The organism is Arthrobacter sp. 10L430, from assembly GCF_056395245.1.
On the sequence record NZ_JBFTJD010000026.1, the window covers coordinates 1 to 26,332 of the forward strand.

A 26,332-nucleotide genomic window follows, 5' to 3' on the forward strand; every position below is an offset into this window, starting at 1 on the left:
AGCAGGCTGCAGGCGGCCGCGCAGGCACAGGTGGACTCGACGGCCGGGGCCAATCCGGCCAAATGGGGCTCGTCCCTGGTCTCCGTCCAGCCGGGAACCGGCAAGATCCTCGCCATGGCGCAGAATACGGTGTTCCTTCCCCAGCGCGGGAAATTTGATAGCCAGCTGAACTTCAACGTGGATTCCAAGGACGTCAACGGCAACGACCTCAACGGCGCTGGCGGCTTCCAGCCGGGTTCCACCATGAAGCCGTTCACCTTCGCCGAATGGCTGCACGAAGGCAGGACCATGACGGAAGTCGTGGACGCCAGCAAGCGGGAGTACCCGCTGGGATTCCGCTGGCGGTCTTCCTGCGGGAAAGTGCTCGGCGCGTACAGCACGAAACAGCGAAGGGCCGGCCTGGAAGCCGCCGACGACCTTCAGAACGCCTCGGACGGCTACTACCGGAAGATGCCCGTCAATTACGGACTGTACAACTCCATCAACACGGCCACGTTTGCCTCAGCGGCGCAGCTGGACTTCTGCGGGATCCAGAACATGGTCGACGCCGTAGGCATCCACAGCGGCCTGGACGGCGCCCCGCTCAACATGCACCAGCTGGGCAATCTGCTGGGCGCCACCGGCGTGGCACCGCTGCACATGGCCAATGCCTTCGCGACTTTCGCCGCCGATGGCCGCTACTGTGAGCCGTTCGCGGTCCTGCGGGTGGCGGACGTTGCCGGCCAGCCGCTGCCGGGTCAGGCCCCCAGCTGCCGCGACGCCGTAGACAAGGACGTGGCCCGCGGAGTGAATGCGGCGCTTCAGGATGTGCTTAAGGTGGGATCGGGCATCTACATCAACCCCAAGGTCCAAAGCCGGGTCCCCGTCGCGGCCAAGACAGGAACGAACAACAGCAACGGCGCCACGTGGGTCCTCGGTTACACCACCGGGCTGGCCACAGCGTCCTTCTTCGGCGACGCGCTGGAGGGTCAGCAGCGGCCCGGCAGGAACCTGACCATCAACGGAAAGTTCTACGGCCGCATCGACGGGTACATGATCGCCGGACCCCAATGGGCAAATTACATGCTCAGGGTGGCCAGCCTCTACCCGGCGGCGGCCTTCCCCAAGCCGCCCGCTGCAATGGTCAGGAAGCCTCCCCCCGCTCCGCGGCCGCCCGCAGCTAAACCTGCCCGCCCGCCGGCCAGCCCGGCCACGAGCCGGCCTGCCACGCCGGCCCCGCGCCGCTGAACGGTGCCGAACGGTGCTGACGTGACTTGCGGACCCGCCCGCTGGCCTACGCCAGCAGGCTGTTGACGAGCCGCGCCGCCAAGCGGGCCGTGCGGTTGTCGAGGTCCAGTGCCGGGTTGAGTTCCGCCACGTCCGCGTGCAGCAGCTTCCCGCTGGCAGCGGCCTGGCGGCACACAGCGCTGATCACCGGCAGCGGGACGCCGAACGCCGCCGGCGCGCTCACCCCGGGGGCAACCGACGCCGGCAGCACGTCGAGGTCGATGGTCAGGTACAGGACATCAATGTCAGCAAGAAAGTCCGCAACGAACCCGTGCACCGCGTCCGCTGTGCAGTCCTCATCCAGGAGATATTCCACCCCGAGGCGGTGGGCGGTGTCGAACAGTGCACGCGTGTTGTTCGGTTCGGAAATGCCGACGACGGCGTACTTCAGTTCGCGCCCCGCGGCGGCTTCCGCCCGGGCCATCTGGAGGAACGGCGTGCCCGAGCTGGGCGCGGCTTCGTCGCGGAGATCGAAGTGGGCATCCAGGTTCAGCACCCCGAGCCGCTTGCCCCCTCGGACGGCCTCGGAGCCGGCCACACCGAGGTAGCTAGCGAAGGCGGTTTCGTGGCCGCCGCCCAGCAGTACGGTGAGGTTGCCGGCGTCGAGCAGTGCTGCCACCGCCGCCCCGGCCCGGGCCTGTCCGGCTTCAAGTCCGCGGTCCGTGACTGCAACGTCCCCGGCATCAAGGACAGGCCTGCGCAGGTGGAAGGCCAGGGGCCCCAGCGCCTTCCGGATGACGGCAGGCGCTTGGGCGGCGCCGGTCCGGCCCTTGTTGCGCCGCACGCCCTCATCGCTGCAGAAGCCGAGGATCACTGCCGGGCGGGCAGCCTTGTCTGGAGCGGTGGCTCCGCCGGCGGCCGCCGCGTAGGGGGCCACCGCCTGCCACCACCGGCGGTGCGCATCGCCGTCGCCGTCGAAACGCCCCGTCCAGGGCTGGGGCTGGGCATCGACGGAAAGCGCGGGAAAATCCATGCTTCAAGCTCACCGCATGCAGTCAGCGAAAGCCAGCCAGGCCGCCGTCGTCCTGTCTGAAATCCCGGAACCGCGCCCCGGGCCAACCCGGCTTAAACGGCGAGGTGGCATTTCACGGCAATGTTCTCGAAAAACACTGCCGCCAAATGCCACCTCGGCGAAAGGGAACGCGGTTAGGCCATGCCCAGGGCCTGCTCGAGGGTGCCGATGCCGAAGAACAGGAGGAACGCGGCGGCGACGGCCCACATGAGCGGGTGAACGTCCCGTGCGCGGCCCTGGAAAGTGCGGACCAGCACATACGCGATGAAGCCCGCGCCCAAGCCGTTGGCGATCGAGTACGTGAACGGCATCAGGATAAAGGTCAGGAAGGCCGGAAGGGCGATGCCCCAGTCCTTCCAGTCGATCTTGCCCACCTGGGCCACCATCATGAAGCCGACCACCACCAGGGCGGGGGCCACGGCTTCGAAGGGCACCAGGTTGATGAGCGGCGTGAAGAACATGGCCACCAGGAACAGCAGCCCGGTCACAATCGAGGCCAGGCCCGTCCGTGCGCCTTCGCCGATGCCTGCGCCGGACTCGACGAAGATCTGGTTGGAGGACACGGACGCGCCGCCGCCCACGATCGCGCCGAGTGCGTCGACCTGCAGCACCCGGTCAACGTTGGGGATGTTGCCGTCCTTGTCCACGGTTCCGGCCTCGTTGGCCAGGCCCACCATGGTGCCCATGGCGTCGAAGAAGATGCTCAGCAGGATCACGAACGCCAGCAGTGTCGCGGCGATGAAGCCCAGGTGTTCGAAGGCGCCCAGCGGGTTGGCCTTGCCAATCAGGGACAGGTCCGGGGCAGCCCACTCCGTGAACGTGGGGGCAACGAGGGACCAGCCCTGCGGGTTGACGTTCTTGCCGTCGAAGCTCGGGCCGATGTGCAGGGTGAATTCCAGGATGACGGAGAGGATGGTGGAGGCGATGATGCCGATCAGGATGGCGCCCCTGACCTTGCGGACCAGCAGGCCGATGGTCAGGATGAGGCCGAACACGAATACCAGCGTGGGCCAGCCCAGGAGCTTGCCGTCAAAGCCCAGGCCCACCGGGACAGTGGTGCCGGCCGCATCCGGGATGCGGCGCACGAACCCGGCGTTGACGAGCCCGATCAGGGCGATGAACAGGCCGATGCCCACCACGATCGCCGTCTTGAGTCCGTCCGGAACAGCCTTGAACACCGCGGTGCGGAATCCGGTGAGGACCAGGATCAGCATGGTGACGCCGGACAGCAGGACCAGGCCCATCATGTCCGGCCAGCTCAGCCCCGGGTTGGTGGCCACGGTGACGGCCACGAACGCGTTGACGCCCAGCCCCGTGGCCATGGCGAATGGGTGCTTGGCCCAGGCGCCCATGAGGATGGTGAGGATGCCCGCCACGAATGCGGTGACAGCAGCCACGGCAGGAAAGCCGAGTGTGGCGCCGGAGGAATCCGGGCCGGAAAGAATCAGCGGGTTCAGCACCACGATGTAGCTCATGGCGAAGAACGTGGCAAAACCGCCGCGGATCTCGCGGGAGAAGTTGGACCCCCGTTCGGAAATCTTGAAATACCGGTCCAGTGCAGAGCCCTGCTTAAGCATTAGTCCTCCGGGAGTTTTGGGGTTGGTTGAATCCTATTGGGTTGCAGGCATCCTCCCAGGCAAATTCGCCTAGTCTGTAAGGAAGCCAACACGAGGAGAAATCCGCCCATGCGTTCCACCCGCCAGCTGCTCATCGCCGTACTGGGCGCCGTCGCTTTTGCCGCGATGCTTTTCAGCGCCGGCCCGGCCTCAGCCCATGACGCCGCCGAGTCCAGCAGCCCGGCCGCTGGTGCCACCGTGGCCACGCCTCCCGCGAAGGTGTCCGTCACGTTTAACAACAACCCGCTCGGTTTGGGCTCGCAGATCAAGGTCAGCGACGCGTCCGGAAGCGACTGGGCAGACGGCAAGGTGGAGATCGTTGACAACGTGGCCTCGCAGAAGCTGCGGGACGGCGCGCCTGCGGGCAGGTACACGGTGGTCTGGCGCGTGGTCAGTTCGGACTCGCACCCCATTGAGGGGACTTTCACTTTCACTGCAACCGCCGGGGCTGCAGGCTCGACGGCGGCCGCTCCGGTTCCCACGGCAGGCACACCCCAGCCGGGAATCACCCCGGCTCCGGACAAGGTGCCGGACGCCTCGGAACCGTTCCCGTGGAGCCTTGTGGTGTTCGCCGCCGTGGCGCTGGGGCTGCTGGTTGCACTCGGTGTCCTCGCTCGCCGCAGGCTCGTGGCCGGGAGCGACGACGAGGATTCCGGCGCGGGGGATGCGGCTGACTCCGAAGGCGAGGGCACCGGGGCGCGACCGGGAGGCCGGTCGTCGTAGCCGGGTTACACGGCTTGGACGGAGGCCGGGAGGGCCGCGAAGCTTCCCGTGAGGACTGACGGGACGCTGTCCGGGTGAACCTTGGCCGAGATGGCCTGGCCTACCACCTTGGCCTGGCGGAGCACTTCCTTGGGTGTCGGGGTGATGAGCCCACCCACCCCCACCAGATAGATGCCGATGGCGCGCATGGCAGCCACCAGGTTCTGGCCCACCGAGATGCCGAGATCAGTGAGCATCCTGCGGAGCTGGCTGTTGGCGCAGCGCGTGAGCACGATATGGTCCGCCAGCAGTACGCCGTCGGGGGTGTGGACGGCCCACCGGTGGAGGGTGGGTCCGGCTGTCCCGGGTCCCATCTTGTCCAGCAGCACCGCAGAGGTGTCGCTGCGGATGTCCAGCTGGTGGCTCGAAGCATAGTTGCGAAGGTGGCGCAGGATCTCGTTGCGCTCCTCCCGCGAAGAGCCATCGGCCGCGTCGCACCGTTGAAGGGGTGCCGGCTGGGACGTCTGGCCGCCGCCCGGGGACTCCAACCCGCTCACGATGATGGAGTCCACACCTCGCCGCCGCAGCTCGGTGGCGACTGCCAGGCCGGGAAGGCCGGCGCCGATGACCACAGTGGTGGTCCGTTCAGCTCCGCTGAGACCGGGCATGCTTGACACTAGAGCTTCCTCCTCGAGATTTTCGAAGCGCAGGGCGTCCGAGCCCTGCACGGTCCGCTGCCCCAGCAAGCAGACACAAAATATCGTCCGGACGTGTTCTGAAACACAAATCTCGGATCAACAGTGCCTCGAAGAATACAGACTTTTTCGGACTCTGGATAGCCCTCCGGGAACATTGGCGGGGAACGGCCCGGGGTCAGGGTAAAGCCCCCTGGCAGCCATGCATAACAGGGCCTGAGATTCAGTCGCCGGAGGCACGATTGCTGTGCTCCGGGCATGCTTGCTAAGTACTCTCTGACCGAGAATAGTTGTGTCAAAGAGCACGTTTTCTACACCCGGGTAAAGAAGGCCTGGCGGGTGACGGCGATTGTGCCTCTGTCTGGCAGAATAGCCGCATCATCAGGGCAGTATCGCGAGGAGGCGGACCGAATGGGCGCACACGAGTTGCATCCGGACCCGGCACGGGATGGGGACGGCAGGTCCGCCAGGCCCCAGGGGATAGTGGTCGGCGTCGACGGTTCAGATCATGGGCAGTGTGCGCTGGTGTGGGCAGCCCGCGAAGCCGAGCGCCGGCGTCGTCCGCTTCACATCGTCACCGCGTACTCCGTCCCCATTTTCGCGGCGTCGGGCCTCGACGGCGGGTACGCCACCGTGGACGACTCGGTGATCCGCGAGGGTGCGGAGGCCATCCTGAAGCATGCGGTGGACAAGGTTGCCGGCTACAACGTCGACGTCAGCGCCGCCGTCGAGAACGGCGACGCCTCCGGGGTGCTGCTGGAAATGTCCGAAACCGCCGAGCTTCTGGTGGTCGGAACGCGCGGCCGCGGAGGCTTCGTGGGACGGCTCCTCGGCTCGGTCAGCAGCGCGCTGCCGGCACACGCCAAATGCGCCACAGTAACCGTCCCCCTGATCTGCTCGGACCGCCTGGGGGAGACCACGCAGGACAAGCACATCAGGGCTGAACAGGCCAAAGCCGGCCGCGCTCCCGTGGAGAACGTCGTTGTGGTGGGCGTGGACGGCTCCGAGCAGGCCCGCGTCGCCGTACTTGAAGCCGCGGCCCAGGCCGAGCGGCTCGGAGCGCCGCTTCGGGTGATCTGCGCGGTGCCCCAGTACAGCGGATCGCTGGCGTGGGTGCCGGCGCCGCTGGACAGGGAAGCGCTGTTTGCTGACATCCAGATCCAGCTCAAGGCCGGCGTCGCCTGGCTGCAGAGCCACTTCCCCCGGCTCGCCATCGAAACCCGGCTCCTGGACGGCTCGCCTGTGGAAGTGCTCGTTGAGGCAAGCCGCCACGTGGAGCTGGTAGTCGTCGGCACCCGCGGCCGCGGCGGTTTCGCCGGAATGCTCCTGGGTTCCACGTCGGACGGCGTCCTGCACCACGCCAAGAGCCCGGTCATGGTGGTGCCGGACAGGGAGGATCTGCGGCTTGCCGACCGCGCCAGCTTCGGCCCCATGCTCGGCGCCTCGTAGCCGATGGGCGCGCTGGTTCTCGGCCTCGGTGACATCAGCGCCAACATGTTGCCCCTGGTGGGCGGCAAGGCCGCGAACCTCGGCGAGCTCCTGTCCGCCGGCCTGCCCGTGCCGGACGGCTTCTGCCTTACCACCGAGGCGTACGTTGAAGCGGTGGCCCCGCTCGGGCTCGCCGACGTGCACCGCACCCTGGAGGCCACCCCGGCGGATGACCTGGACAGGCTCGCCGAGCTGGCAGGCCGGGCCCGCAGCCTGATTGAGGCGGCCGAGCTCCCGCCCGGGATCGCCGCCCAGGTGCAGGCCGCCTACGGGGCGATGGGCGGCACGGACCGGCCGGACGTTCCGGTGGCGGTCAGATCGTCGGCCACGGCCGAGGACCTGCCGTTCGCCAGCTTCGCCGGCCAGCAGGACACCTATCTCAACGTGGTGGGGGCGGATGCGTTGGTGGCCGCCGTGCGGAAATGCTGGGCGTCCCTCTGGACGGACCGCGCGGTCGCCTACCGCGCCAGCCGCGGCATTGACCCGTCCACGGTGGCGCTCGCCGTCGTTGTCCAGCGCATGGTGGACGCCGCATCGGCGGGCGTCATGTTCACAGCGAACCCCGTGACCGGCCGCCGCCGCGAGTCGGTGATCGATGCCAGCCCGGGCCTGGGCGAGGCGGTGGTGTCCGGCGCGGTTAACCCGGACCATTTCGTGGTGGACATCGCGTCCGGGAAGATCCTGGAGCGCCGGCTGGGAGACAAACGGCTGGTGGTCCGCGCGTTGCCCGGGGGCGGCACTGAAAGCGTGGACCAGCCTGCTGCGGCAGGGAAGCCCTGCCTGACGGACCCGCAGATCCGGGAGCTGGCCGCGCTGGGCGGCCGGGCAGAAAACCACTACGGATCGCCCCAGGATACCGAGTGGGCGATCGACACGCGCGGCAAGGCCTGGCTGACGCAGTCCCGCCCCATCACCACGCTGTATCCGATGGCGGACAAAGCCAGGCCGGGGGAGGACCTCCGCGTCTACCTGTGCTTCAGCCTCGCCCAGGGGCTGACCCGGCCCATCACTCCGATGGGGCTCGCGGCCTTCCGGATCATTGCGTCCTCCATTGCGCGGGCGGCAGGCTTCGACGTGCCCGACGCACGGAATGGCCCCTCTCCCTACGTCGAGGCCGGCCAGCGCATCTTCTTCGACCTGACCACCGTGGCGCGGAGCACCGTGGGACGCCGCATCGTCCCTAAGGTGTTTGATGTGATGGAGGCGCGCTCCGCGGCGGTCCTGCGCCGGGTGTTCGCGGACCCGCGGTTTTCCATCACCCGGCGAACTCCCTTGGGGCTCATGAAACACGTGGGGCCCGTGGCGGTGCGTGCCCGCGTGCCGGAATCCCTGCTGCGCGCGCTGTTCCGCCCGGAAGCCGCACTGCGGCGCCTCGAAGCGTTCACCAGGAACTTCAGCGATTCCCTGAACCTGCCTCCGGGGGCTTCGCCGCGGCAGCGTCTTGACTACGCTGAGCAGGTCCTGGCCCGTATGTTTCCCATAGTCACCGCCATCCTTCCCCTGCCTGCCCTCGGCTTTGCGATGCTGGCGCTCGCGGGAAAACTTGCGGGAGGGAAGGAACGTTCCGGAAGTGAACGGAGCATCGAGCTCCAGCCGATTCTCCGGGGCCTGCCCAACAACGTCACCACCGCGATGGACCTGGAACTGTGGCGGCTGGCAGCGGCGATCCGTGCCGACGACGGGTCCGCCCGAATGTTCTCCGGGCAGCCGCTGACCGTACTCGCGCAGCGTTTCAGCGCCGGCGAACTTCCCGCCGTGGCGCAGGCGGGCCTGGCCGGGTTCCTGGAGCGGTTTGGCCACCGGGCGGTGGCTGAAATCGACGTCGGCATGCCCCGATGGCGGGATGACCCGACCCATATCCTTGGGGTGCTCGCCAATTACCTGCGGCTCGGCGACCCGGACCTGGCCCCGGACCGCCAGTTCCGCAAAGCCGAAGACGAAGCGGAGGCACAGGTGGCCCGGCTGGTGGCCGAGACCACGGCCAGGAGCCGGGTCCGGGGCACCCTCGTCCGCGCGGCGCTCCGGCGGGCCCGGCTGTTCGCAGGCCTGCGGGAACTTCCCAAGTACCAGCTCGTGGTGGCGCTGGCCGAAGTCCGGCGGCAGGTGGCCGAGGTGGGCGCCACTCTGGCGGCCGAGGGCCGGATCGCCCGCGCCGACGACGTCTTCTTCCTGGACTTTGCCGAGGCCGGGCAAGCACTGGACGGCGCGGACATGCAGGAACTCGTGGCCCGGCGGCAGGGGGCCTACTACCTCGAGCTGGAGCGGCGGCGAATCCCGCGGCTGCTTCTCTCCGACGGCACCGAGCCCGAGACCCTGCTTTCGTCGGACGGGGCTGCCGGGAAAGGTGCCCTGACGGGAAGCCCGGCATCGGCGGGAACTGTGACTGCTCCGGCCCGGGTCATCCTGGATCCGGTGGGCGCGCACCTGGAGCCGGGTGAGATCCTTGTGGCGCCCTCCACCGATCCGGGCTGGACGCCGCTCTTCCTCACCGCCGGCGGCCTCGTCATGGAAATGGGCGGCCCCAACTCGCACGGCGCGGTGGTCGCCAGGGAGTACGGCATCCCCGCTGTGGTGGGCGTCGCGGACGCCACGTCGGTTCTCCGGACGGGACAGAGCATAACGGTCGACGGCGGTGCGGGCACCATAGTGCCCGGAAGCTGACGGCTCCCGCGCACCCAAACTGGCTCACTTAATGTCGTTTTGCGGGCTCAAAGCGGCTTTAGATGCGAGTCAATTTGGGTCCTCCGCCGACTTCCTCCGCCGGATGTAGCGGATGACCAGCCAGACAACGGCGACTGCCAAGGCGGCGTACACCCCGTAGTTCAGATAGCGGGCGTACTGTTCCACCATCGAATACTGTTTGCCCAGCAGGACACCCAGACCGATCAGCAGCCCGTTCCAGATCCCGCTTCCGGCGATGGTGAAGACGCTGAACGTTCCCAGATGCATCTTCTCGGCGCCGGCAGGCAGCGAAATGAGGCTGCGTACGCCGGGAAGGAGCCGGCCGAAAAAGACGGCGGACTTGCCGTGGCGCCGGAACCAGCGCTCGGCGGTTTCGAAGTCCTCCCGGTCGACCAGCGGCAGCTTGGAGAGCCAGCGGATGGACCGTTCCAGCCCGAGCTTCGCTCCGAGGAAATACAGTGCGAGCGCACCCACGTAAGCGCCCAGGGTGCTGGTGAGGAAGACCAGGCCCAGGCTCATTGATCCTTGCCGGGTCAGGAATCCGGCGAGGGGAAGGATGACCTCGCTGGGGATCGGCGGGAAAACCGTTTCTGCGAGCGTGAACAGCCCTACGCCCCATTCGCCCAGCGCGTCCATGGACTGGGCGGCAAAGCCGACTATCCCGGTCAGCTCGTCCGCCGGGGTGGTTGAGGCAGCATAGATGCTCATTTGCTCAGGCTCCCACGGCTGGATGACGGCGTCCCGTCCAGTCTGGCCCAGTACGTTCGCGGGCGAAAGCGCGGCGCCGGAATTAGGGGCTGTCAGGGGATGTGCCGAGGCGTACCCTGAGGATATAACCTGCGACGTCGGAGTGGAGTTGAGATGGCCTCCAAGTGGCTGCGGTGGACGCCCGCCGTGGCCGTACCTGCTGTAATTGCTGCCGGAGTGCTGGCAGGGTCCGTTCCCGCCAGCGCCCGGGATCCCCTGCCCGACAAGACGCCTGCCCAGGTGCTCGCCATGATCGGACAGCACACTACCAAGTCCCTGTCAGGAACGCTGGAACAGACGTCCGAGCTCGGCTTGCCCGATGTTCCCCAGATCGGTCCCTCGTCCGGTGCCGGCACGGGCTCGATTGCGGAACTGCTGGCGGGACCGCACAGCGCGCGCGTCTACGTCGACGGCCCCACCAAAGTGCGGGTCCAGGTCATGGACCGGCTCGCCGAGCGTGACGCGGTGCGGCAGGGCAACGACGTCTGGCTGTACAACTCCAAGGACAACACCGCCACCCACGTGACGCTGCCGGAGAAGGCCGCAGTCCACAAATCGCCCGACTCCCGCACGCCGGGAACCATGGCAACGCCGGAGGAGCTCGCGGCCCGGATGCTGGCAAAGATCGACTCGTCCACGGACGTGACCGTCGGTAACGACGTCGAGGTGGCGGGACGCGCTGCCTACAATTTGACGCTGACTCCGCGCTCGCAGGGGACGCTGGTCGAATCCGTGGCCATCGCCGTGGACGGTGAGAAGGGGCTGCCGCTCAGCGTGGAGGTGCGGGCACGCGGCCAGGCCGAGCCTGCGTTCCGGACCGCGTTCTCCAGCCTGACGCTGGGTGCCCCGGATGCCGGCCTCTTCAACTTCACGCCGCCGCCCGGTGCCACGGTCAAGAACCTGGCGCTGCCGGCAACGCCCCATGCCGCGAAGGACATGGGCAAGCACCACACCAAGGGTAAAGCTACGAACGCGACCGGAAAGTCCCCGTCACTGACGGGCTCCGGCTGGGAGACCGTGGTCGGGTTCCCCGCCCGTGCCGGCGGTGCGAACGCCGGTGCGCCGTCCGCCGATACCCTGCTGAAGGACCCGCTGCTTCGGCAGGCCACAATCGCTGTTCCCGGCGGCCGGGCGATCTCGACGTCCCTGCTGAACGTCCTGATGACCGACGACGGCCGCGTCTTTGCCGGGTCTGTACCCCTGGAGCGGCTGCAGGCCGCCGCTGCCACGAGGTGACTCCCGCTGACCGCGGCGCCGGACTCGCCATCGAGACCAGGGGGCTGACCAAGCGCTTCGGCCACCAACTTGCCGTGAACGCCATCGACTTGGCCGTGCCCCGGGGATCCGTGTTCGGGTTCCTGGGCCCCAACGGCTCGGGAAAGACCACCACCATCCGGATGATGCTCGGCCTCGCCGCGGCCACGGCAGGTTCGGTCACCGTGCTCGGGCTCGACATGCCGCGCCGGCTCGACGAGGTCCTGCCGCAGGTGGGCGCCCTCGTCGAGGGCCCGGCGTTCTATCCGTTCCTCTCCGGCGCAGCAAATCTGCACCGCTTTGACGCCGCGGACCGGCATGCAACGCCTGGCACGCGGCGCGCCCGGGTGGCGGAAGCCCTCGAGCGGGTGGGGCTATCACACGCTGCCAGGAAGAAGGTGCGGGCCTATTCGCTGGGCATGAAGCAACGGCTCGGAATCGCCAACGCCCTGCTTTCCCACAGGGAACTGCTGGTCCTGGACGAACCCACCAACGGACTGGACCCCCAGGGCACCAGGGAGGTGCGCAGCCTGGTCCGGTCGCTGGCCGCCGACGGCGCCACGGTGTTCGTTTCCAGCCACCTGCTCGCCGAAGTGGAGCAGATCTGCACGCACGCGGCGATCATGAGTGCTGGTCGGCTGGTGGCACAGGGGCCGCTGCCGGAGCTCCGCCAGGCGGGTTCAGCGCAGCTCCGCCTGCTAACGCCCGACGCCGGTGCGGCCTCGGGCGTTCTGGTCCGGTTCGGCATGGCCCCGGTCGTCGGTCATCCGGACGGTGCCGGAGCGGTCATCACCGCAACTTTGCCCGACGGCGCCGGCGGCCTGCCGGGGAATGGCGCCCGCAGCACGGAGACCTTCGCCCCGGAATCGATCGTCGCCGCGCTGGTGGCTGACGGCGTCCGCGTCCGCGGCTTCACCGTGGAGCGGGGCAGCCTGGAAGACCGCTTCGTGGCGCTGACGGGGGAGGGCTTCGATGTCGCGCAGTGATGACACCGGCATGGCCGTGCGTGAGGCCCGGCGGTCGCCGTCGAGCGCTTCGCTGGTTGCGTCGGAGCTGACGCTGCTGTTCCGCCGCAGGAGGACCCAGGCCCTGCTGCTGGCACTGGCTGCGATCCCGGTGTTGATCGCCGTCGTCGTCCGGGTCTCGACGGCGGTGCCTGCGGGCCGCGGGCCCGCGTTCCTGGACCGCATCACCCAAAACGGGCTCTTCGTCGGAGTGACGGCGCTGATCGTTTCGGTGCCGCTGTTCCTGCCGCTGACCATCGGAGTGGTTGCGGGCGACACTATCGCGGGGGAGGCCGGCCTCGGAACCCTGCGGTACATGCTCGTGGCTCCCGCGGGGCGGGTGCGCCTGCTTATTGTGAAGTATGTGGGGGCGGCTGCCTTCTGTATTGCGGCCCCGGTGGCCGTGGCGCTCGCCGGCGCGGCTATCGGTGCGGCGCTTTTCCCCGTGGGGCCGGTAACCCTGCTGTCCGGCGACGTCGTGGAGCCCGGCGAAGCAGTGGGGCGGATGCTCCTGATCGCCGCCTACCAGATGGTGTCGCTGCTGGGACTTTCCGCAATCGGGCTCTTTCTGTCCACGCTTACCGATGTGCCGGTGGGTGCCATGGCCGCCACGATCGTGCTGTCCGTCGGCTCCCAGGTGCTGGACCAGTTGCCGCAGCTGGAGTGGCTGCATCCATGGCTGTTCAGCCATTACTGGTTCGGTTTCGCGGACCTGCTGCGCCAGCCGATCGGGTGGGACTCGTTCACCAGCAACGCCCTCCTGCAGGCAGGTTACATCGCCGTGTTCGGGGCACTGGCGTACGGCAGGTTCGTCAGCAAGGACGTGCTGTCCTGACGTGCACCGGCTGGCGCACATTGCACGGAAAACCTTCGGGCTAGTAGCGCGCAGCCACCGGATAGAGCTGCATGCCGGCCATCGCGCTCAGGTCCGTCACGGTGATGCCTGCGGCGGGGTTGAGGGCCTGAACTACCCTGCCGCCGCCCAGGTAGATGGCCACGTGATAAAAGCCCGGGGCGGATCCCCACACCAGGAGATCGCCGGGCTCCGCCTGCGACAGGGGAACGTGGACGGGCGCCTGGGCGAACTGCTCCGACGCCGTCCGCGGGAGGTATTTCCCTGCCGCGGCGAAGGCGTTCTGAACCAGTCCCGAGCAGTCAAAGCCGTAGGCGCCGGTGCCGCCCCATTGGTAGAAGTAGGGCTTGCCCACCTTGCCCAGGGCCACGGAAATGGCGGTCTGGGTGGAGCCTCCGGGTGAGGGGGCAGGTTGCACTGGAGCTGGGGCAGGAGCAGGTGCCACTGGGGCGGGTCGGGCGGGCACTGCCGGGGCAGGCACTGCCGGAGCCGGCACTGCCGGTGAGGGCGCTGCGGGACGTGCCGGCGCGGGCGCCGCCGGCGCTGCCGGGGCGGGCCTGGCAGGCGCAGGCGCCGCAGGCTGCGCTGGAGCCGGTGCCGCCGGAGCAGCCTGCTGCGCGGAGGCGCCGGTCAGGCTTTCCTGTGCCGGCCGGGGGGACGCCGGCGGATTGGATGCGGGCTCATTGGACGCCGAATGGGCAGCCGCAGGCTGATCCGCTGCGGCCTGCTGGGCTGCCGCGGTTATCGCGGCGAGGCGTGCCTGCTGCCGCTGGCGGTCCAAGGCATCAACCCTGGCTGATTCCAGCGCGGCCGTGGTGTGCCTCAGCGAGGCGAGCTGGCCGACCAGGACTGTCCGCTGCGCCGTCGCATCGGACACTGCTTTCAGTTGCGCTTCGTTGGCCTGTTCGGCCTCGGCCCTGAGCGATTCTGCGGTCTTCGCAGCGTCGTCTGCCGCGCGCCGGGCATCAGCCGCTGCCGCGGTAAGTGATTCTGCCGCGGAAGCGCTGTTCACGGCCGTTTCGAAGGCGCGGCTGCGTCCGGCGGAGAGGGCCTGCAGTGTGGAGGCCTGTTGCAGCACATCGCCCTTTCCGGTGACCAGGCTGCTCAGGGCCGGGTTCAGCCCGCCATTGCGGTAGAGATCTCCCGCCAGCTGGCCGATCTCCTTGCGGCTCTTTGCCTGCTCCTTGTCCGCTGCCTCGGCCCGGGCGGTCGCCTCCGCCGCGGCGTCGCCGCGTATGCGCAGCTCCACCAGCGCGTCGCTGTACGCGTTGTTCGCTTCGAGGGTTCGCGCAAAGGTGCCCTCCTGGGCGGCGGCCGCATCGGCAAGGATGTGCTCAATGCTGGTGACCTCCTTTGCCGTCGCGCGTTCACTGGACTTTGCAGCGGCGATGTCCTCGGGAGAGGGGACTTTCGGTGACGCCGGAACCGTGACAACGGCGGCGAGAGCGGACGGCGCTCGGTCAGCCTGCGCCGGCCCCGCGAGGGTTCCAAGAAGGACGACGGCGGTGCACAGTACGGCCGCCTTGCGGCCGGGACCGGACAAACTCATTCGCAAACCTCGCAGCATCTAGGGCCGGGACGAACGAGTAGGGAGGCGGCACGGAAGTGCCCCTCTGCAGATCACCCAGCAGCACTGAGGCTACGTGCCAATAATCACTTTTGCAACACGAGTCACATCAGTATCCTAAACAACACGAGTGTCATTCTGTCGGATTTTGGATGTGCGTGTTGCGCCAAGGGCGGCGCTCGAGCCGCCGTGCGCTCAGGCGTGCTGGTGCGACTCGTGCTCCGAGTGGCTGGCGGGTTCGAGCTGGAACGTGCAGTGTTCGGTGTCGAAATGCGAGCCGAGGCAGGTGGTGAGCTTGTCCAGAACCTGGTCAGCGCCGCGCGCACTCAGGACCGCGTCCTCGACCACCACATGCGCGGAGAACACGGGCACGCCGGAGGTGATGGTCCAGATGTGGATGTCGTGGACGGCAACCACGCCGGCGACGGACAGGATATGTTCGCGGATCATCCGCACTTCCACGCCCTTCGGCGTGGCCTCCAGCAGGACATCCACCACATCCCGCAGCAGGTGCCAGGCGCGGGGAAGTATCATCACGGCAATCAGCACGGACGCGATGGTATCCGCGGCCCGGAAGCCGGTGAGCATGATTACAAGTGCTGCGGCGATGACCGCGAACGATCCCAGCAGGTCGCCCAGCACTTCCAGGTAGGCGCCGCGCACATTGAGGCTTTCCTTCTGGGCGCCGCGCAGGATCAGCAGGGACGCAAGGTTGGCCGCCGCGCCGAGGATGGCCGCGTACAGCATGATGTCCGTCTGGACGTCCGGCGCGGCCCCGATCCGGCGGATGGCCTCACTGAAGATGACCACCGAGATGACGACGAGGATGAGGGCATTGGCCAAGGCGGCGAGGACCTCGGCACGCTGGTAGCCGTAAGTCCGCAGATCGCTGGCCGGGCGGGCGGCGATCCACGCCGCCAGGAGGGCGATGAAAATGCCGGCGGCGTCGGAGAGCATGTGTCCGGCGTCGGCCAGCAGCGCCAGGGAGCCTGACAGGGCTGCTCCGATCACCTGGACGAGCACCACGGCCACTGTGATGGCAAGGACGGCGATCAGTCGGTTGCGGTGCTTGCCCGTCGCCGTAAGGCCGTGGGAATGGTTGTGGTCGTGTCCCATGCCTACAGGCTAGTCCCAACCGAGCTCGTGGAGCCGCTCGTCGTCGATGCCGAAGTGGTGGGCGATCTCGTGGACCACCGTCACGGCCACTTCGTCCACCACGTCCTCGCGCGTGGAGCAGATGTCGAGGATGGGCTGGCGGTAAATCGTGATGCGGTCCGGCAGGGAGCCCGCGTCCCACCACGAGTCGCGTTCCGTCAGCGGGACACCCTCATAGAGCCCCAGCAGAACGGTGTCCGGGTCCTCGCCCGGCTGCGGCGTGTAGTCGTCCTCGATGAAGACCGCCACGTTGTCCATGGCCCGCGCCACATCGGCCGGGATCCGGTCCAGGGCGTCGCTGACAGCCGCTTCGAAATCAGTCTCTGACATGTCGAAGCCAGAGGAATCACCGGCTCCGTCAGGAACGATGGGAAGTCCTGGCGGCAGGTTTGCGGGCATATCCAAACTCTAGCGGGATCTCCTCCGCGTGAGCCCCACGCCCACCAGGCAGATGGCGCCGCCCACGAGTCCCCAGACCGTGGGGATTTCGCTCAGCACGAGCCACGAGATCAGCACGGTGGTGCCAGGTACCAAGTATGTGGTGGCCGCCAGCTTTCCGGCGTCGATCAGGGAAAGGGCGTAGGCCCATGTGGTGAACGCAATGGCGGTGGGGAAGATGCCGAGGTACACGAGGCCGAGCGTGGCCGGCAGCGGCGCTGCCTGCAGTTCGGTCACCAGCTGGCCACCGAAGGGCAGGCAGCACAGGAACCCCACCATGATCCCGAACCAGGTGGCCTGCGCGGCGGGGAACTTCCGCAGTACCGGCTTCTGGACGATGACGCTGACGGCGGCGAGCGCAGCAGCGAGGAGGCAAAGAAGCACGCCGGCCACATCCGCCGTCGACCGCTGCCCCGAACCCAGCGCGATCACGGCAACGCCACCGAACGCAACGAGGCTTCCGATGATCAGCCAGCGCGGGAACCCCTCCTTGAGGATGACGCCGGCCATAACCGCGATGAGAATGGGGTTGACGTTGATCAGCAGGGCGCTGGTTCCGGCGTCGAGGAGATGTTCGGCGGCGTTGAGGGCCACGTTGTAGCCGCCGAACCACATCACGCCGTAGGCCAGGATCGGCCACCACTCGCGTCCCCGCGGCAGCACGCGGAGTTTGGGCAGGACCACAGCCCCCAGCACGACGGCGGCGATCGCCAGCCGTCCAAGCGTCAGAGATCCGGGGGAGAAGCTGGGTCCGACGGCGCGGATGCCGACGAACGCGGAGGCCCAAAGGACCACCGTGATGACGACGGCGGCGACGCCCAGTTTGTTGACTGGCCCCCTGGCCGGGTTATCCGGTGTCGGCGCACCGTGAGGCCGTGAAACATCGCCGGTCGCGGAGGGGGCAGGGGCGGGTGCGGCTGACGGAGATCCCTTGTGAGGACGTGCGGGCTGCATGGGGCTGGTGTCGGCGGTGGTTGCCATGGTGCCAATGTAGTCCTGTTCCACGTTCAAGGGCTGGCGGAAATCGGTCACGTCTAACCGAGAAACTGCCAATTTTCGGCAGCCCACTCCAGTGCCTCCGAAGTGCCATTCCGGCCAATTTTGGATTTCCCCGGGGTAGGCCCTATAGTTTTAGAGGTCCAGTTCGGAGCAACTCGGAGGGACAAAAACGAATGGCTTCGGCCCTTTATTTTTGCCCTGAATGAGCCGGATTGAGTTCAGGCCCCCATCGTCTAGCGGCCTAGGACACCGCCCTTTCACGGCGGCGGCACGGGTTCGAATCCCGTTGGGGGTACGCAAGGAAGTGGTCAAACCAGGTGTGAAAGTCTGGTAGGCTAAAGGCCTTGAAAAATTGCAGTAGCGATACTGTGAACAGCAAGAAACAAGCAAGGCCCTGTAGCGCAGTTGGTTAGCGCGCCGCCCTGTCACGGCGGAGGTCGCGGGTTCAAGTCCCGTCAGGGTCGCTCTGATTGCCAGAAGAAATTCCGGCTCTCATGGTGACATGTCACCTAGGCTCTGTAGCTCAGTTGGTAGAGCGTTCGACTGAAAATCGAAAGGTCACCGGATCGACGCCGGTCGGAGCCACCACTGGGAAGCACCAGTTCTTCGGAACTGGTGCTTTTCTTCTTTAACCCCGCGACCGCTCTGGCGCCCCACAAGCGCTCCGAAGACGCGCGGGTGGTCTAGGGTCGGGCGAAGTCGGGTGGCGCCAAATCATTGCCGTGGATCTGTGCGGTTCGCGCGTCCTCAGGATGCGCCGGCCCTCCCTCGCGGCCGCTTGAAGCCCCGAGGGGTGGGACCGCTCCGCCCTGGATATCTTCGCGAACGCCAAGCCGCTGACGGCATGCGCCTGCCCGACACGCGCGCCTGCCCGACACACGCCTGCCCGACACCGGGCGGGGTCTTGTTCGGGCTCCTCCACTGGAGCGGTGCAGCTGCACCAACTGGATGCGTGGCGGATGGCAACTATCTTCCATGATCCCCGTCACCTCTCCCCGTGATGTCGATTGCTCCGTAACGGCCCTTTTGCAGACCGAATAGGGCCGTTACGGAGCAGTGGTTAGGTAAAGGAACAGTGGATGACGAAAAGAAATCATATTTGTTAAGCAACATTTGACTCGGATATGTGATCGTGGCACGCGCGCGCTAACGGAAGATGTAAGCGCTTGCACAAATTATGGGCTGGGCCGACGGCACTCCGAAAACCGTGTTGAACTCGGGTGACAACGTTGTCTACCGTTGAATGTGGGCCGGGAAAAGCACAAACCTTCCGAGCCATCCAAGCGGGGTTCTACCCAAACCCCGCTCTCCCTCGACACAACGGCGTCCTCGATGACGCATGCCGTGTCAGCGAGGCCTCCGGAGTGCGGGGGACAGGGCGTCAGCCCGTCTTCCACGAAATTTATCTCCGCGAGAAGAGCAAAAAATGCACAAGCACCCCAACATCACCCGGATGCTGCGGTGGCGACCAGCCGCCGCAGCACTGACGGCCGCTGTCGCTGCCACGGCTTTCCTGGCAGTTCCCTCGGCGCAGGCCAATGAGCCGTCGGATCCGCCGTCGAACACCCAGATGCCGGCCCCCGCCCCGGGCTTTCCGCTGCCGACCAAGCACACGCAGAAGGCGCACGATCCGGCGTCTGACTTCACCTCGAAGTGGACCCGCGCTGATGCCAAGCAGATCATGGCGCAGAGCGACTCCACGGTAAAGCCCGGCCAGAACTCCATGAGTCCGGACGTCACCATGCCGGAGATCCCCCAGGATTTCCCGGCCATGAATGACGACGTGTGGGTTTGGGACACCTGGTCCCTGACCGATGAGCACGCAAACCAGATCAGCTACAAGGGTTACGACGTGATCTTCTCGCTGGTCGCCGACCGCCACGCAGGCTACGGCTTCGACCAGCGCCACTGGAATGCGCGCATCGGCTACTTCTTCCGCAAGACCAACGCTGACCCGGCCAAGGACAAGTGGAACTACGGCGGACACCTGTTCCTGGACAACACCTCCATCGGCAACACCGAATGGTCCGGTTCCACCCGGCTCATGAAGGGGAACGAGGTGAACGTGTTTTACACGGCCACCACGTTCTACGACGTCAAGGAGCGCAACTCCGGCGGCGGTGGAATTGCCCCTGACGCCGTCATTGCCAAGGCGCTGGGTAAGATTCACGCCGACAAGAACGGCGTCACCTTCGACGGCTTCAAGCACACCAAACTGCTGGAGCCGGACGGAAAGATGTACCAGAACAAGGCCCAGAACCCGGGCTTCGCGTTCCGGGACCCCTACACCTTCGCCGACCCGGCACACCCCGGCAAGACCTACATGGTGTTCGAAGGCAACACCGGCGGAACCCGCGGCGACTACAAGTGCAAGGACGAGGACCTGGGCTACGCTCCCGGTGACCCCAACGCGGAGAAGCGTGACGAGGTCAACAGCAAGGGCGCCTACTATCAGACTGCAAACGTCGGCCTGGCAGTAGCAGACAACAAGGACCTGACCAAGTGGCACTTCCTGCCTCCTGTCCTCTCCGCCAACTGCGTCAATGACCAGACTGAGCGCCCGCAGATCTTCATCCAGAATGAAGGCGGCAAGAACAAGTACTACCTGTTCACCATCAGCCACCAGTTCACCTACGCGGCCGGCATGCGCGGCCCGGACGGCGTCTACGGCTTCGTGGGCAACGGCATCCGCTCCGACTACCAGCCGATGAACAACAGCGGCCTCGCACTGGCTTCCCCGACGGACCTGAACCTGCCGTCGGAATCCCCGGAAGCGCCGACCCCGAACCAGAACGGCCGCCAGTTCCAGGCCTACTCGCACTACGTGCAGCCGGGCGGACTGGTCCAGTCCTTTATCGACAACGTGAACGGCGTCCGCGGCGGTTCGCTGTCGCCCACCGTGAAGATCAACTTCCGGGACGGTGTCTCCAAGGTTGACCGCAGCTTCGGCCAGAACGGCCTCGGCCCGTTCGGCTACCTGCCCACCAACGTCCGTGTTGGCGGCGAAGGCCACTACAAGTAACGCCGGGCTCACCCGTAGAACGGCAACACTGCAGTAAATCGGCGGAGGCGCCCGGACCAGTTCCGGGCGCCTCCGCTGTTAAACACCTGCGCCTCGTACGCCCCGTCAGCCAGAAACCTTGGGCTGTCAACTTGGAAAGCAGGGTGTCGCCCCGGCTAGACTCGCACGCCGGGGGACACACGGCCGGCGCCTCCGCCGGCCAGACAAGGCCGCCGTTCGGCGGCGGAACCGATCCAGGAAATGTGAACTGTGAAAAACTTTGCCCGTCCGCTGACCGCCGCCGCACTCTTCGCCACTGTGGCACTGACCGCCTGCTCCGCCCCGACAGCCGGCAGCGCGCCGTCGCCGTCCTCTTCTCCAGACAGTTCCGGCTCTTCGAGCAGCAGCCCCGCCGCGGCGCCGACCCCGGGCGCGACATCCGGAGCTTTTGGAGGCTTCGCCACCGCCGCGGAGGCATGCACCACGATTTCCCAACAGGCCACCGGTGCCTCCCTCCTGCCTCTGTCCGCTGCCCAGGGCAAGACCGCGGAACTTGAGCAGAAGAAGGCGGAGCTGAGTGAAACGGCGGAACGCGTACCGGAATCTCTGAAGGCAGACTTCGCCAGGCTTAATGAAGTGGCTGTGGCCGGGCTGAGCGACCAGACGGTGTATTCCAGCGGTAAGTTCCAGGACGCCATGGCCCCCGTGGCCAAATGGCTGGCCAGCAACTGTTCCTAGTTTTAGTTCCTAGTTATTAAGGGTGCTTCCTGAGGTCAAGGAACGGTGCCGGAACGGAAGGGCGAATCGCGGCTCTACCCCTGACGATGTCGGACCTAGGGGATAGGGTTGTGATCAACGGAAGGGGAGCGCCTGATGGAATACCCGAACACGGATCCTGCCGGCATGCGCACACAAACGGCCCTCAGTCGGGCCGGCGGCAGCGGCCGGACGGTCATCTCTGAAACGGCAGTAGCCAAGGTGGCCGGAATCGCCGCCCGCGCCGTGCCAGGGGTTTACTCCCTGGGCACCGGTTCCTCCAGGGCGCTGGGGGCCATCCGGGACGCGGTAGGCAGTTCAGACCACGCAGCGGGGGTACATGCCGAGGTTGGCGAAACCCAGGTCGCGGTTGATATCACCCTGGTCGCGGCGTACGGCACGCCGCTGCACTCCCTGGCCAATCAGGTCCGGGCCGCCGTTTATTCGGCCGTCGAGAAACTCGTTGGCCTGCAGGTCATAGAGGTGAACGTCGAAATCACCGATGTCTATATTGCCCCGCCGGTTAAACCGGCAGGGGCAGCGGCGGCACCTGAGAGGGAGGCGATCCTGTGAGCCTGACGGTCGTGGGAATCGGAATCGGCGCCTTCGTGGCGTTCATGTCGCTCCAGTTCGGCCTGTGGGGGTTCCTGATTTCCCTCCTGTTCATGGGCATAGGTGCCCTTCTGGGCCGCGCCGCAGAAGGGAAACTGGACCTGCGCAGCGTTATCGATGCCCTCAGCGGCCGGCGCTCCTCATCATGAGCGCGGAAGCCGGGGCGGCTCCCAGCCAGCTCTACAACGGCCACAACCGGATCAGCACCCAGGCCCTGACCAGCCTGGCCAAGGCTGCAGCCGGTGACGCCTTGGGGATTCCGCCGCACGACGTCCGAGCAGAGTGGTCGGACGACGACGGCCTGCTGGCCTTGTCACTGGTCACTCCTATCAAGATTCCCGCCCTGACTGCTGTCCTCCGCGATCCGGCACGGGTGCCGGCTTTCGGTGGCTCCATCTGGGACAGGGCCATTGCCGCCAAGTCCGAGATCCTGGCCAGGGTCACCGAACTCAGCGGTGCTCGGCTGAGCAGGGTGGATATCCGCATCAGCGGTGCCCACGTCACGGAAAGGGGCCGGGTCCGTTGAGCTCCGTCATCGAACAGCAGAACCCAACCGGCGAGGAACCGGCGGATGCCTCCGGCGGGCCGGGCCACTCCGCGTCGTTGGACATGCGCCGGATTATGGACCGGGAAACCCATTCCTCCCGCGCTGCGGCGGCAGGGATCGCCGCCGCCCTCGTCATCCTCTTCTGCCTCTACGCACTCCTCGAATCGGCTGTCCGGGCCGTCGGCCAGCCGCCCTGGCTTGTCGATCCCCAGACGGCAGCCGAACGGATCGTTTCGCTTCCGAACGGCATTCCGCCCCTCCTGCTGGGGGTTACCGGCGCAGTGGTCACGGCTGCGGGCCTCTTCTTTTTCCTCAGCGCCATACTGCCCGGGCGCCGGGCACGGCACTTGCTGGACGACCCCCGGGTGGCCGTGGTGGTGGACGACGAAGTGATCGCGTCCGCCCTGGCCCGCCGGGCGCGCCTCGCGGCAAACGTCACGTCGGAGCAGGTCATGGTGGTGGTATCCCAGCGGCAGGCCTTGGTGAATGTCCGCCCGACCTCCGGTGTACCGGTGAGTGAGAACGCCGTCCGCGAAGCAGTTGAGGACGAACTCCGCTCAATGGCGCCGATTCCCATGCCTGCGGTGCGGGTTAATCTGGCGACGTCGGGGGTGATTGGCGCATGAATAACACGCCCCGGCTGCTCAACAGGATCCTCATCGGCATCCTCGGCCTCAAACTGTTGGCTGTTGGCATCCTGCTGATGCTGCTGGCCACTGTTCCCGCCGTTGGATCCTGGTGGCAGTCCTGGTCAGGAGACGTCTGGGACGGCGCCAACCGGCTCTTTGACGGCACGAGGTTCCCTGGCCGGCAGGAAAGCTGGGTCTGGATTGTCCTGGCCCTTGCCCTCGCGTTGCTGATCGTCCTCATGGTGGCCTGGGTCGCCCAGCAAGGGAAAGGACGTGCCGATCTTCTGCTGGCCGCCGAAGATCCCGGCAGCGTTCCCGGAGACGTGCGGATCGGCGGCGGTGTCGCGGAACAGGCACTGAAGAATGCGCTGGCTGAACGTCCCGATCTTGCCGGCGCCACGGTCACCACCTACGAGGTCCGTGGGCAGCCGGCCCTGAAGATCCGGCTGCATCCGAGGCCCGGAGTCGCCCCGCACACGCTCACCGCGGACACGTCAGCACTGGTCGCGGCGTTGGAAGCGGTCGTGGGCCAGAAGACTCCCGTGCTGGTGCATGTTGCCGCCGGAGCCCGCAGCCGCTTCAGCCGTGCGGAGCGCGTCCGCTGAATGTGACCTCCTGCAGGTCCGGCCGCCTTCCCGTTTGGTGCAGGCACGCCTTGGCCATAGTTTTGAAGAGCGAGGCGTGGTTGTCCATTGCGGCAGCCACGGCCCGTATCCGGGCCCAACCGCCCGGCCAAGCCCGTCGACGAAGGAGAACACTGTGAGCGAAGACGTAACAGGAAACCAGGCTGCCAAGGACGGACTCGAAAACGCTGTGGGCCATGCGAAGGAATTTGCGGGCGACGCTGCCGAAAACGTCAAGGAGTTCGCGGGCGAGACCGCTGAACACGTCAAGGAATTTGCCGGTCAGGCGGCGGGGAGTGTCAAGGAATTCCTCGCCGGAGACGTGGCGGAAAATGCGAAGGAACTCGCCGGCGATGTAACCGAGAACGTCAAGGGCTTCGGGGCCAAGCTTGCCGGGCTCTTCAAGGGCGGCAAGTAGCTTTTTCGCGAGTCACTCGCGCCCGGCGCCGTGGTGCCCCGGCACCCCGGGCAGGCTTACGGGCAGCGTCCGGTCTGTGCTACCACCATTCGCGCCGGATAAAGGCCGAAGAGCGCTGCGTTCCCCGCGGAACGCAGCGCTCTTCGGCCTAACGCGGCACTCTTGTCCTCGGCGTCCGGCTATCCCGCCACGAGGTAAGCTGCGCTGTTCGGCACAATAACTGCTGCGTCAGTCACGGCTTCGGCCGCAACGGAGGCGACCGTTTCGGCGCCCGCGGGTCCGGCCGCACTCGACAACACCACGCGGTAGCCATCCGGAACGGTTGTCGGCTCGGCTGCCATGTTGGCCACCACCAGGATGCCCCGGTTCTGGAACGCCAGGACGCCGAGTTCGGGGTCATGGATGTCGGCCCAGCAAAACGATCCAGAGCCCAGGCCATGGCTCTTGCGCAGCGACAGCGCGGATCGGTACAGCTCCAGCGTGGAACCCTCGACGCCGTCCTGCAGGTCCGCGGCCAGCTCGCCGAAGGACGCGGGCTGGGGCAGCCACGGCTCGGCGGGCTGGCGGTGACCTGCCCCGCCGTCTGACGATCCGCCGTCTGACGATCCGCCGTCGGGCGTTCCGCTGGGAGGTGCCCCCTTGGAAGGTACTCCGCTGGAAGGTGAAACGGCCGCCGTGTAGGCCTCGGCGAATCCGAAGCCGGGCTCGCCGGACTTCCACGGCAGCGGAACGCGGCACCCATCGCGTCCCCGCTCAACTCCGTTGGTGCGGAAGAACGTCGGGTCCTGGCGCGCGTCCGCCGGCACGGTGGTGTGCTCCGGCAGGCCCAGTTCCTCGCCCTGGTAGAGGAAGGCCGAACCCGGCAGCGCCAGGGATACGAGCGTTGCCGCACGGCCGCGCGCGAGTCCCAGGGCGGCATCAGGCTGCTCGTCCTCGGCCGCGATGCCCTTCGGGAAGGTGGTGGGGTCCGCAAGTCCGAAGCGGGTCGTATGCCGCACCGTGTCATGGTTGCTCAGCACCCACGTTGTCGGTGCGCCGACCGAAGCGGCTGCCTCGAGCGACTCTTCGATGGCTACGGCCATGCGCTGGGCGTCCCACCCGGCCAGGAGGAAATCGAAATTGAACGCCTGCTGCATTTCGTCCTTCCGGATATAGCGCGCGAGGCGCTCCGCAGGCTCCACCCAGGCTTCGGCCACCAGCATGCGGTCACCGTCATACCCGGCCAGCACGCGGTTCCAGTCGCGGTAAATGTCGTGGACGCCGTCCTGGTCAAAGAACGGCGACGGCGGATACAGCGGCGACACCGGCTGGTGGTCCAGGGCCTCCCCGGGCGCGTCGAGCACGGCTACTTTCGCTCCGACGGCGTCATCCGCGCCGGCGCTGCCGGCCGCCAGGCTTGCGCGGTGGGCTGTGTGCGGTTCGACTGCCTCCGGGTGGGCGCCGGGGGCGTCCGGAAGATGCCGGCCCTCGGACGAGCCTTCCACCATGGCGGCCACGCCTTCCCAGTCCGGGAGCCCGGCCTCCTTGACCATTCCGTGGGCCACGTCCACACGGAAGCCGTCCACGCCGCGGTCCAGCCAGAAGCGCAGCACGGATCGCATTTCCTCCTGGACCTCAGGGTTTTCCCAGTTGAGGTCCGGCTGCTTGGTGTCGAAGAGGTGCAGGTACCAGTCGCCGGGGGTTCCGTCCGCGTTGGTGGTCCGCGTCCAGGCCGGCCCGCCAAAAATGGACTTCCAGTTGTTTGGGGCCGTGTTCCCGTCGCCGGAACCCTCCGTTTCGTCCTTCCCCGGCCTGAACATGTAGCGTTCCCGCGCGGCTGAGCCGGGCTCCGCAGCCAGGGCCTCCTGGAACCACACGTGTTCGTCCGAGGTGTGGTTCGGCACCAGGTCAACGATGACCTTCACGCCCAGGTCGTGAGCCTCGTGTAACATTTCGTCGAAGTCATCGAGGCTGCCGAACATCGGGTCCACCTGGCGGTAGTCGGCCACGTCATACCCGGCATCCGCCTGCGGGGATTTGTAGAACGGCGACAGCCAGACGGCATCGACGCCGAGCTTCTTCAGGTAGGGCAGCCGCGCGGTGACGCCCCGGAGATCGCCCATGCCATCGCCATTGGCATCGGCGAAGGAACGGGGATAGATCTGATAGACGACTGCGCTGGCCCACCACGTCCCGATGTCGGAACCGGGCGTTGAAATCGGGCGGTGGCTCATGGTTGCCTCTCCGGTAACAATTAGGTGTAAACGCTTGCATTTGTTCCGGCAACGT

24 protein-coding genes and 3 tRNA genes are annotated in these 26,332 nt (G+C 66.9%); 18 read left to right on the forward strand and 9 right to left on the reverse strand.

The genetic code is table 11. The features are described 5' to 3' along the window. A partial coding sequence (locus AC1DDG_RS17930) for a penicillin-binding transpeptidase domain-containing protein (protein ID WP_476877120.1) occupies positions 1 to 1,227 on the forward strand: 1,227 nt, incomplete at its 5' end. A 46-nt stretch (positions 1,228 to 1,273) separates the two neighbouring features. Here AC1DDG_RS17930 and hutG read toward each other — a convergent pair. Further along, positions 1,274 to 2,239 carry a formimidoylglutamase gene (hutG, locus tag AC1DDG_RS17935; protein ID WP_476877121.1) on the reverse strand — a complete coding sequence of 322 codons (966 nt, stop codon included), beginning with the start codon at positions 2,237 to 2,239 and terminating at the stop codon, positions 1,274 to 1,276. Positions 2,240 to 2,412: 173 nt separating this feature from the next. Beyond that, on the reverse strand, positions 2,413 to 3,855 hold the full coding sequence (locus AC1DDG_RS17940; protein WP_476877122.1) for an NCS2 family permease: 1,443 nt from the start codon (positions 3,853 to 3,855) through the stop codon (positions 2,413 to 2,415). A gap of 108 nt (positions 3,856 to 3,963) precedes the next feature. Here AC1DDG_RS17940 and AC1DDG_RS17945 point away from each other — a divergent pair, with 108 nt between their 5' ends. Continuing rightward, on the forward strand, positions 3,964 to 4,617 hold the full coding sequence (locus AC1DDG_RS17945; RefSeq protein WP_476877123.1) for a copper resistance CopC family protein: 654 nt from the start codon (positions 3,964 to 3,966) through the stop codon (positions 4,615 to 4,617). Positions 4,618 to 4,622: 5 nt separating this feature from the next. On the opposite strand, the gene AC1DDG_RS17950 is transcribed toward AC1DDG_RS17945, so the two are convergent. After that, positions 4,623 to 5,264: an FAD-binding protein gene (locus AC1DDG_RS17950; RefSeq protein ID WP_476877163.1), complete on the reverse strand. Its 642-nt coding sequence runs from the start codon at positions 5,262 to 5,264 to the stop codon at positions 4,623 to 4,625. A gap of 438 nt (positions 5,265 to 5,702) precedes the next feature. On the opposite strand from AC1DDG_RS17950, the gene AC1DDG_RS17955 reads away from it, so the two are divergent. Continuing rightward, entirely contained in the window at positions 5,703 to 6,740 is a 1,038-nt protein-coding gene (locus tag AC1DDG_RS17955; RefSeq protein WP_476877124.1) for a universal stress protein, read from the forward strand. 3 nt (positions 6,741 to 6,743) lie between these two features. After that, on the forward strand, positions 6,744 to 9,440 hold the full coding sequence (locus tag AC1DDG_RS17960) for a PEP/pyruvate-binding domain-containing protein (protein WP_476877125.1): 2,697 nt from the start codon (positions 6,744 to 6,746) through the stop codon (positions 9,438 to 9,440). Between the two features lie 69 nt (positions 9,441 to 9,509). Here the strand turns inward: AC1DDG_RS17960 and AC1DDG_RS17965 are convergent, their stop codons facing one another. Next, on the reverse strand, positions 9,510 to 10,169 hold the full coding sequence (locus tag AC1DDG_RS17965) for a DedA family protein (protein ID WP_476877126.1): 660 nt from the start codon (positions 10,167 to 10,169) through the stop codon (positions 9,510 to 9,512). Between the two features lie 153 nt (positions 10,170 to 10,322). Here AC1DDG_RS17965 and AC1DDG_RS17970 point away from each other — a divergent pair, with 153 nt between their 5' ends. The 3 genes from AC1DDG_RS17970 to AC1DDG_RS17980 are packed head-to-tail and all read left to right on the forward strand — an operon-like array spanning position 10,323 to position 13,301. Continuing rightward, positions 10,323 to 11,444 carry a LolA family protein gene (locus tag AC1DDG_RS17970; protein WP_476877127.1) on the forward strand — a complete coding sequence of 374 codons (1,122 nt, stop codon included), beginning with the start codon at positions 10,323 to 10,325 and terminating at the stop codon, positions 11,442 to 11,444. Continuing rightward, positions 11,441 to 12,448, forward strand: coding sequence for an ABC transporter ATP-binding protein (locus AC1DDG_RS17975; protein ID WP_476877128.1), 1,008 nt, complete (start codon positions 11,441 to 11,443; stop codon positions 12,446 to 12,448). The genes AC1DDG_RS17970 and AC1DDG_RS17975 overlap by 4 nt, the downstream gene beginning before the upstream one ends. A gap of 10 nt (positions 12,449 to 12,458) precedes the next feature. Continuing rightward, a complete protein-coding gene (locus AC1DDG_RS17980) occupies positions 12,459 to 13,301 on the forward strand; it encodes an ABC transporter permease (RefSeq protein WP_476877164.1) in 843 nt (280 codons plus the stop codon). Between the two features lie 40 nt (positions 13,302 to 13,341). Here the strand turns inward: AC1DDG_RS17980 and AC1DDG_RS17985 are convergent, their stop codons facing one another. The 4 genes from AC1DDG_RS17985 to AC1DDG_RS18000 all read right to left on the reverse strand — a co-directional run bounded on the left by AC1DDG_RS17985 (position 13,342) and on the right by AC1DDG_RS18000 (position 17,460). Continuing rightward, positions 13,342 to 14,868, reverse strand: a complete 1,527-nt coding sequence (locus AC1DDG_RS17985; protein WP_476877129.1) for a C40 family peptidase — start codon at positions 14,866 to 14,868, stop codon at positions 13,342 to 13,344. A 213-nt stretch (positions 14,869 to 15,081) separates the two neighbouring features. After that, the gene (locus AC1DDG_RS17990; protein WP_476877130.1) at positions 15,082 to 16,002 is read right to left on the reverse strand and encodes a cation diffusion facilitator family transporter; all 921 of its coding nucleotides are present in this window, start codon (positions 16,000 to 16,002) and stop codon (positions 15,082 to 15,084) included. Between the two features lie 9 nt (positions 16,003 to 16,011). Then, entirely contained in the window at positions 16,012 to 16,440 is a 429-nt protein-coding gene (locus tag AC1DDG_RS17995; protein ID WP_476877131.1) for a metallopeptidase family protein, read from the reverse strand. A 9-nt stretch (positions 16,441 to 16,449) separates the two neighbouring features. After that, positions 16,450 to 17,460, reverse strand: coding sequence for a DMT family transporter (locus AC1DDG_RS18000; protein ID WP_476877132.1), 1,011 nt, complete (start codon positions 17,458 to 17,460; stop codon positions 16,450 to 16,452). Between the two features lie 240 nt (positions 17,461 to 17,700). Here AC1DDG_RS18000 and AC1DDG_RS18005 point away from each other — a divergent pair. From AC1DDG_RS18005 to AC1DDG_RS18055, 11 genes are all read left to right on the forward strand, one after another. Continuing rightward, positions 17,701 to 17,773: transfer RNA gene (locus tag AC1DDG_RS18005), tRNA-Glu, on the forward strand. A 95-nt stretch (positions 17,774 to 17,868) separates the two neighbouring features. After that, positions 17,869 to 17,942, forward strand: a tRNA-Asp gene (locus AC1DDG_RS18010). A 48-nt stretch (positions 17,943 to 17,990) separates the two neighbouring features. Next, positions 17,991 to 18,066 (forward strand) — tRNA-Phe (locus AC1DDG_RS18015). A gap of 838 nt (positions 18,067 to 18,904) precedes the next feature. Next, positions 18,905 to 20,500: a glycoside hydrolase family 68 protein gene (locus AC1DDG_RS18020; RefSeq protein WP_476877133.1), complete on the forward strand. Its 1,596-nt coding sequence runs from the start codon at positions 18,905 to 18,907 to the stop codon at positions 20,498 to 20,500. 249 nt (positions 20,501 to 20,749) lie between these two features. Beyond that, positions 20,750 to 21,217 carry a hypothetical protein gene (locus AC1DDG_RS18025; protein ID WP_476877134.1) on the forward strand — a complete coding sequence of 156 codons (468 nt, stop codon included), beginning with the start codon at positions 20,750 to 20,752 and terminating at the stop codon, positions 21,215 to 21,217. 165 nt (positions 21,218 to 21,382) lie between these two features. Then, a complete protein-coding gene (locus tag AC1DDG_RS18030) occupies positions 21,383 to 21,808 on the forward strand; it encodes an Asp23/Gls24 family envelope stress response protein (RefSeq protein ID WP_476877165.1) in 426 nt (141 codons plus the stop codon). Beyond that, positions 21,805 to 21,996, forward strand: coding sequence for a hypothetical protein (locus AC1DDG_RS18035; RefSeq protein ID WP_230119288.1), 192 nt, complete (start codon positions 21,805 to 21,807; stop codon positions 21,994 to 21,996). The genes AC1DDG_RS18030 and AC1DDG_RS18035 overlap by 4 nt, the downstream gene beginning before the upstream one ends. Continuing rightward, on the forward strand, positions 21,993 to 22,373 hold the full coding sequence (locus AC1DDG_RS18040; RefSeq protein WP_476877135.1) for a hypothetical protein: 381 nt from the start codon (positions 21,993 to 21,995) through the stop codon (positions 22,371 to 22,373). Before AC1DDG_RS18035 ends, AC1DDG_RS18040 begins: the two co-directional genes overlap by 4 nt. Beyond that, entirely contained in the window at positions 22,370 to 23,020 is a 651-nt protein-coding gene (locus AC1DDG_RS18045) for a hypothetical protein (protein WP_476877136.1), read from the forward strand. The genes AC1DDG_RS18040 and AC1DDG_RS18045 overlap by 4 nt, the downstream gene beginning before the upstream one ends. Then, positions 23,017 to 23,628: a hypothetical protein gene (locus AC1DDG_RS18050; protein ID WP_476877137.1), complete on the forward strand. Its 612-nt coding sequence runs from the start codon at positions 23,017 to 23,019 to the stop codon at positions 23,626 to 23,628. Before AC1DDG_RS18045 ends, AC1DDG_RS18050 begins: the two co-directional genes overlap by 4 nt. A gap of 154 nt (positions 23,629 to 23,782) precedes the next feature. Continuing rightward, positions 23,783 to 24,064 (forward strand): hypothetical protein, encoded by a 282-nt coding sequence (locus AC1DDG_RS18055; protein ID WP_230119291.1) that lies wholly within the window; start codon positions 23,783 to 23,785, stop codon positions 24,062 to 24,064. A gap of 179 nt (positions 24,065 to 24,243) precedes the next feature. Here AC1DDG_RS18055 and AC1DDG_RS18060 read toward each other — a convergent pair whose 3' ends face one another. Continuing rightward, entirely contained in the window at positions 24,244 to 26,277 is a 2,034-nt protein-coding gene (locus AC1DDG_RS18060; protein ID WP_476877138.1) for a glycoside hydrolase family 13 protein, read from the reverse strand. Positions 26,278 to 26,332 lie beyond the last annotated feature (55 nt).

Excerpts from the sequence above, each read along its gene's own strand:
- hutG (WP_476877121.1), bottom strand. The coding sequence starts at position 2,239 with ATGGATTTTCCCGCGCTTTCCGTCGATGCCCAGCCCCAGCCCTGGACG.
- AC1DDG_RS17940 (WP_476877122.1), bottom strand. The coding sequence starts at position 3,855 with ATGCTTAAGCAGGGCTCTGCACTGGACCGGTATTTCAAGATTTCCGAA.
- AC1DDG_RS17945 (WP_476877123.1), top strand. The coding sequence starts at position 3,964 with ATGCGTTCCACCCGCCAGCTGCTCATCGCCGTACTGGGCGCCGTCGCT.
- AC1DDG_RS17950 (WP_476877163.1), bottom strand. The coding sequence starts at position 5,264 with ATGCCCGGTCTCAGCGGAGCTGAACGGACCACCACTGTGGTCATCGGC.
- AC1DDG_RS17955 (WP_476877124.1), top strand. The coding sequence starts at position 5,703 with ATGGGCGCACACGAGTTGCATCCGGACCCGGCACGGGATGGGGACGGC.
- AC1DDG_RS17960 (WP_476877125.1), top strand. The coding sequence starts at position 6,744 with ATGGGCGCGCTGGTTCTCGGCCTCGGTGACATCAGCGCCAACATGTTG.
- AC1DDG_RS17965 (WP_476877126.1), bottom strand. The coding sequence starts at position 10,169 with ATGAGCATCTATGCTGCCTCAACCACCCCGGCGGACGAGCTGACCGGG.
- AC1DDG_RS17970 (WP_476877127.1), top strand. The coding sequence starts at position 10,323 with ATGGCCTCCAAGTGGCTGCGGTGGACGCCCGCCGTGGCCGTACCTGCT.
- AC1DDG_RS17980 (WP_476877164.1), top strand. The coding sequence starts at position 12,459 with ATGGCCGTGCGTGAGGCCCGGCGGTCGCCGTCGAGCGCTTCGCTGGTT.
- AC1DDG_RS17985 (WP_476877129.1), bottom strand. The coding sequence starts at position 14,868 with ATGAGTTTGTCCGGTCCCGGCCGCAAGGCGGCCGTACTGTGCACCGCC.
- AC1DDG_RS17990 (WP_476877130.1), bottom strand. The coding sequence starts at position 16,002 with ATGGGACACGACCACAACCATTCCCACGGCCTTACGGCGACGGGCAAG.
- AC1DDG_RS17995 (WP_476877131.1), bottom strand. The coding sequence starts at position 16,440 with ATGCCCGCAAACCTGCCGCCAGGACTTCCCATCGTTCCTGACGGAGCC.
- AC1DDG_RS18000 (WP_476877132.1), bottom strand. The coding sequence starts at position 17,460 with ATGGCAACCACCGCCGACACCAGCCCCATGCAGCCCGCACGTCCTCAC.
- AC1DDG_RS18020 (WP_476877133.1), top strand. The coding sequence starts at position 18,905 with ATGCACAAGCACCCCAACATCACCCGGATGCTGCGGTGGCGACCAGCC.
- AC1DDG_RS18030 (WP_476877165.1), top strand. The coding sequence starts at position 21,383 with ATGCGCACACAAACGGCCCTCAGTCGGGCCGGCGGCAGCGGCCGGACG.
- AC1DDG_RS18040 (WP_476877135.1), top strand. The coding sequence starts at position 21,993 with ATGAGCGCGGAAGCCGGGGCGGCTCCCAGCCAGCTCTACAACGGCCAC.
- AC1DDG_RS18050 (WP_476877137.1), top strand. The coding sequence starts at position 23,017 with ATGAATAACACGCCCCGGCTGCTCAACAGGATCCTCATCGGCATCCTC.
- AC1DDG_RS18060 (WP_476877138.1), bottom strand. The coding sequence starts at position 26,277 with ATGAGCCACCGCCCGATTTCAACGCCCGGTTCCGACATCGGGACGTGG.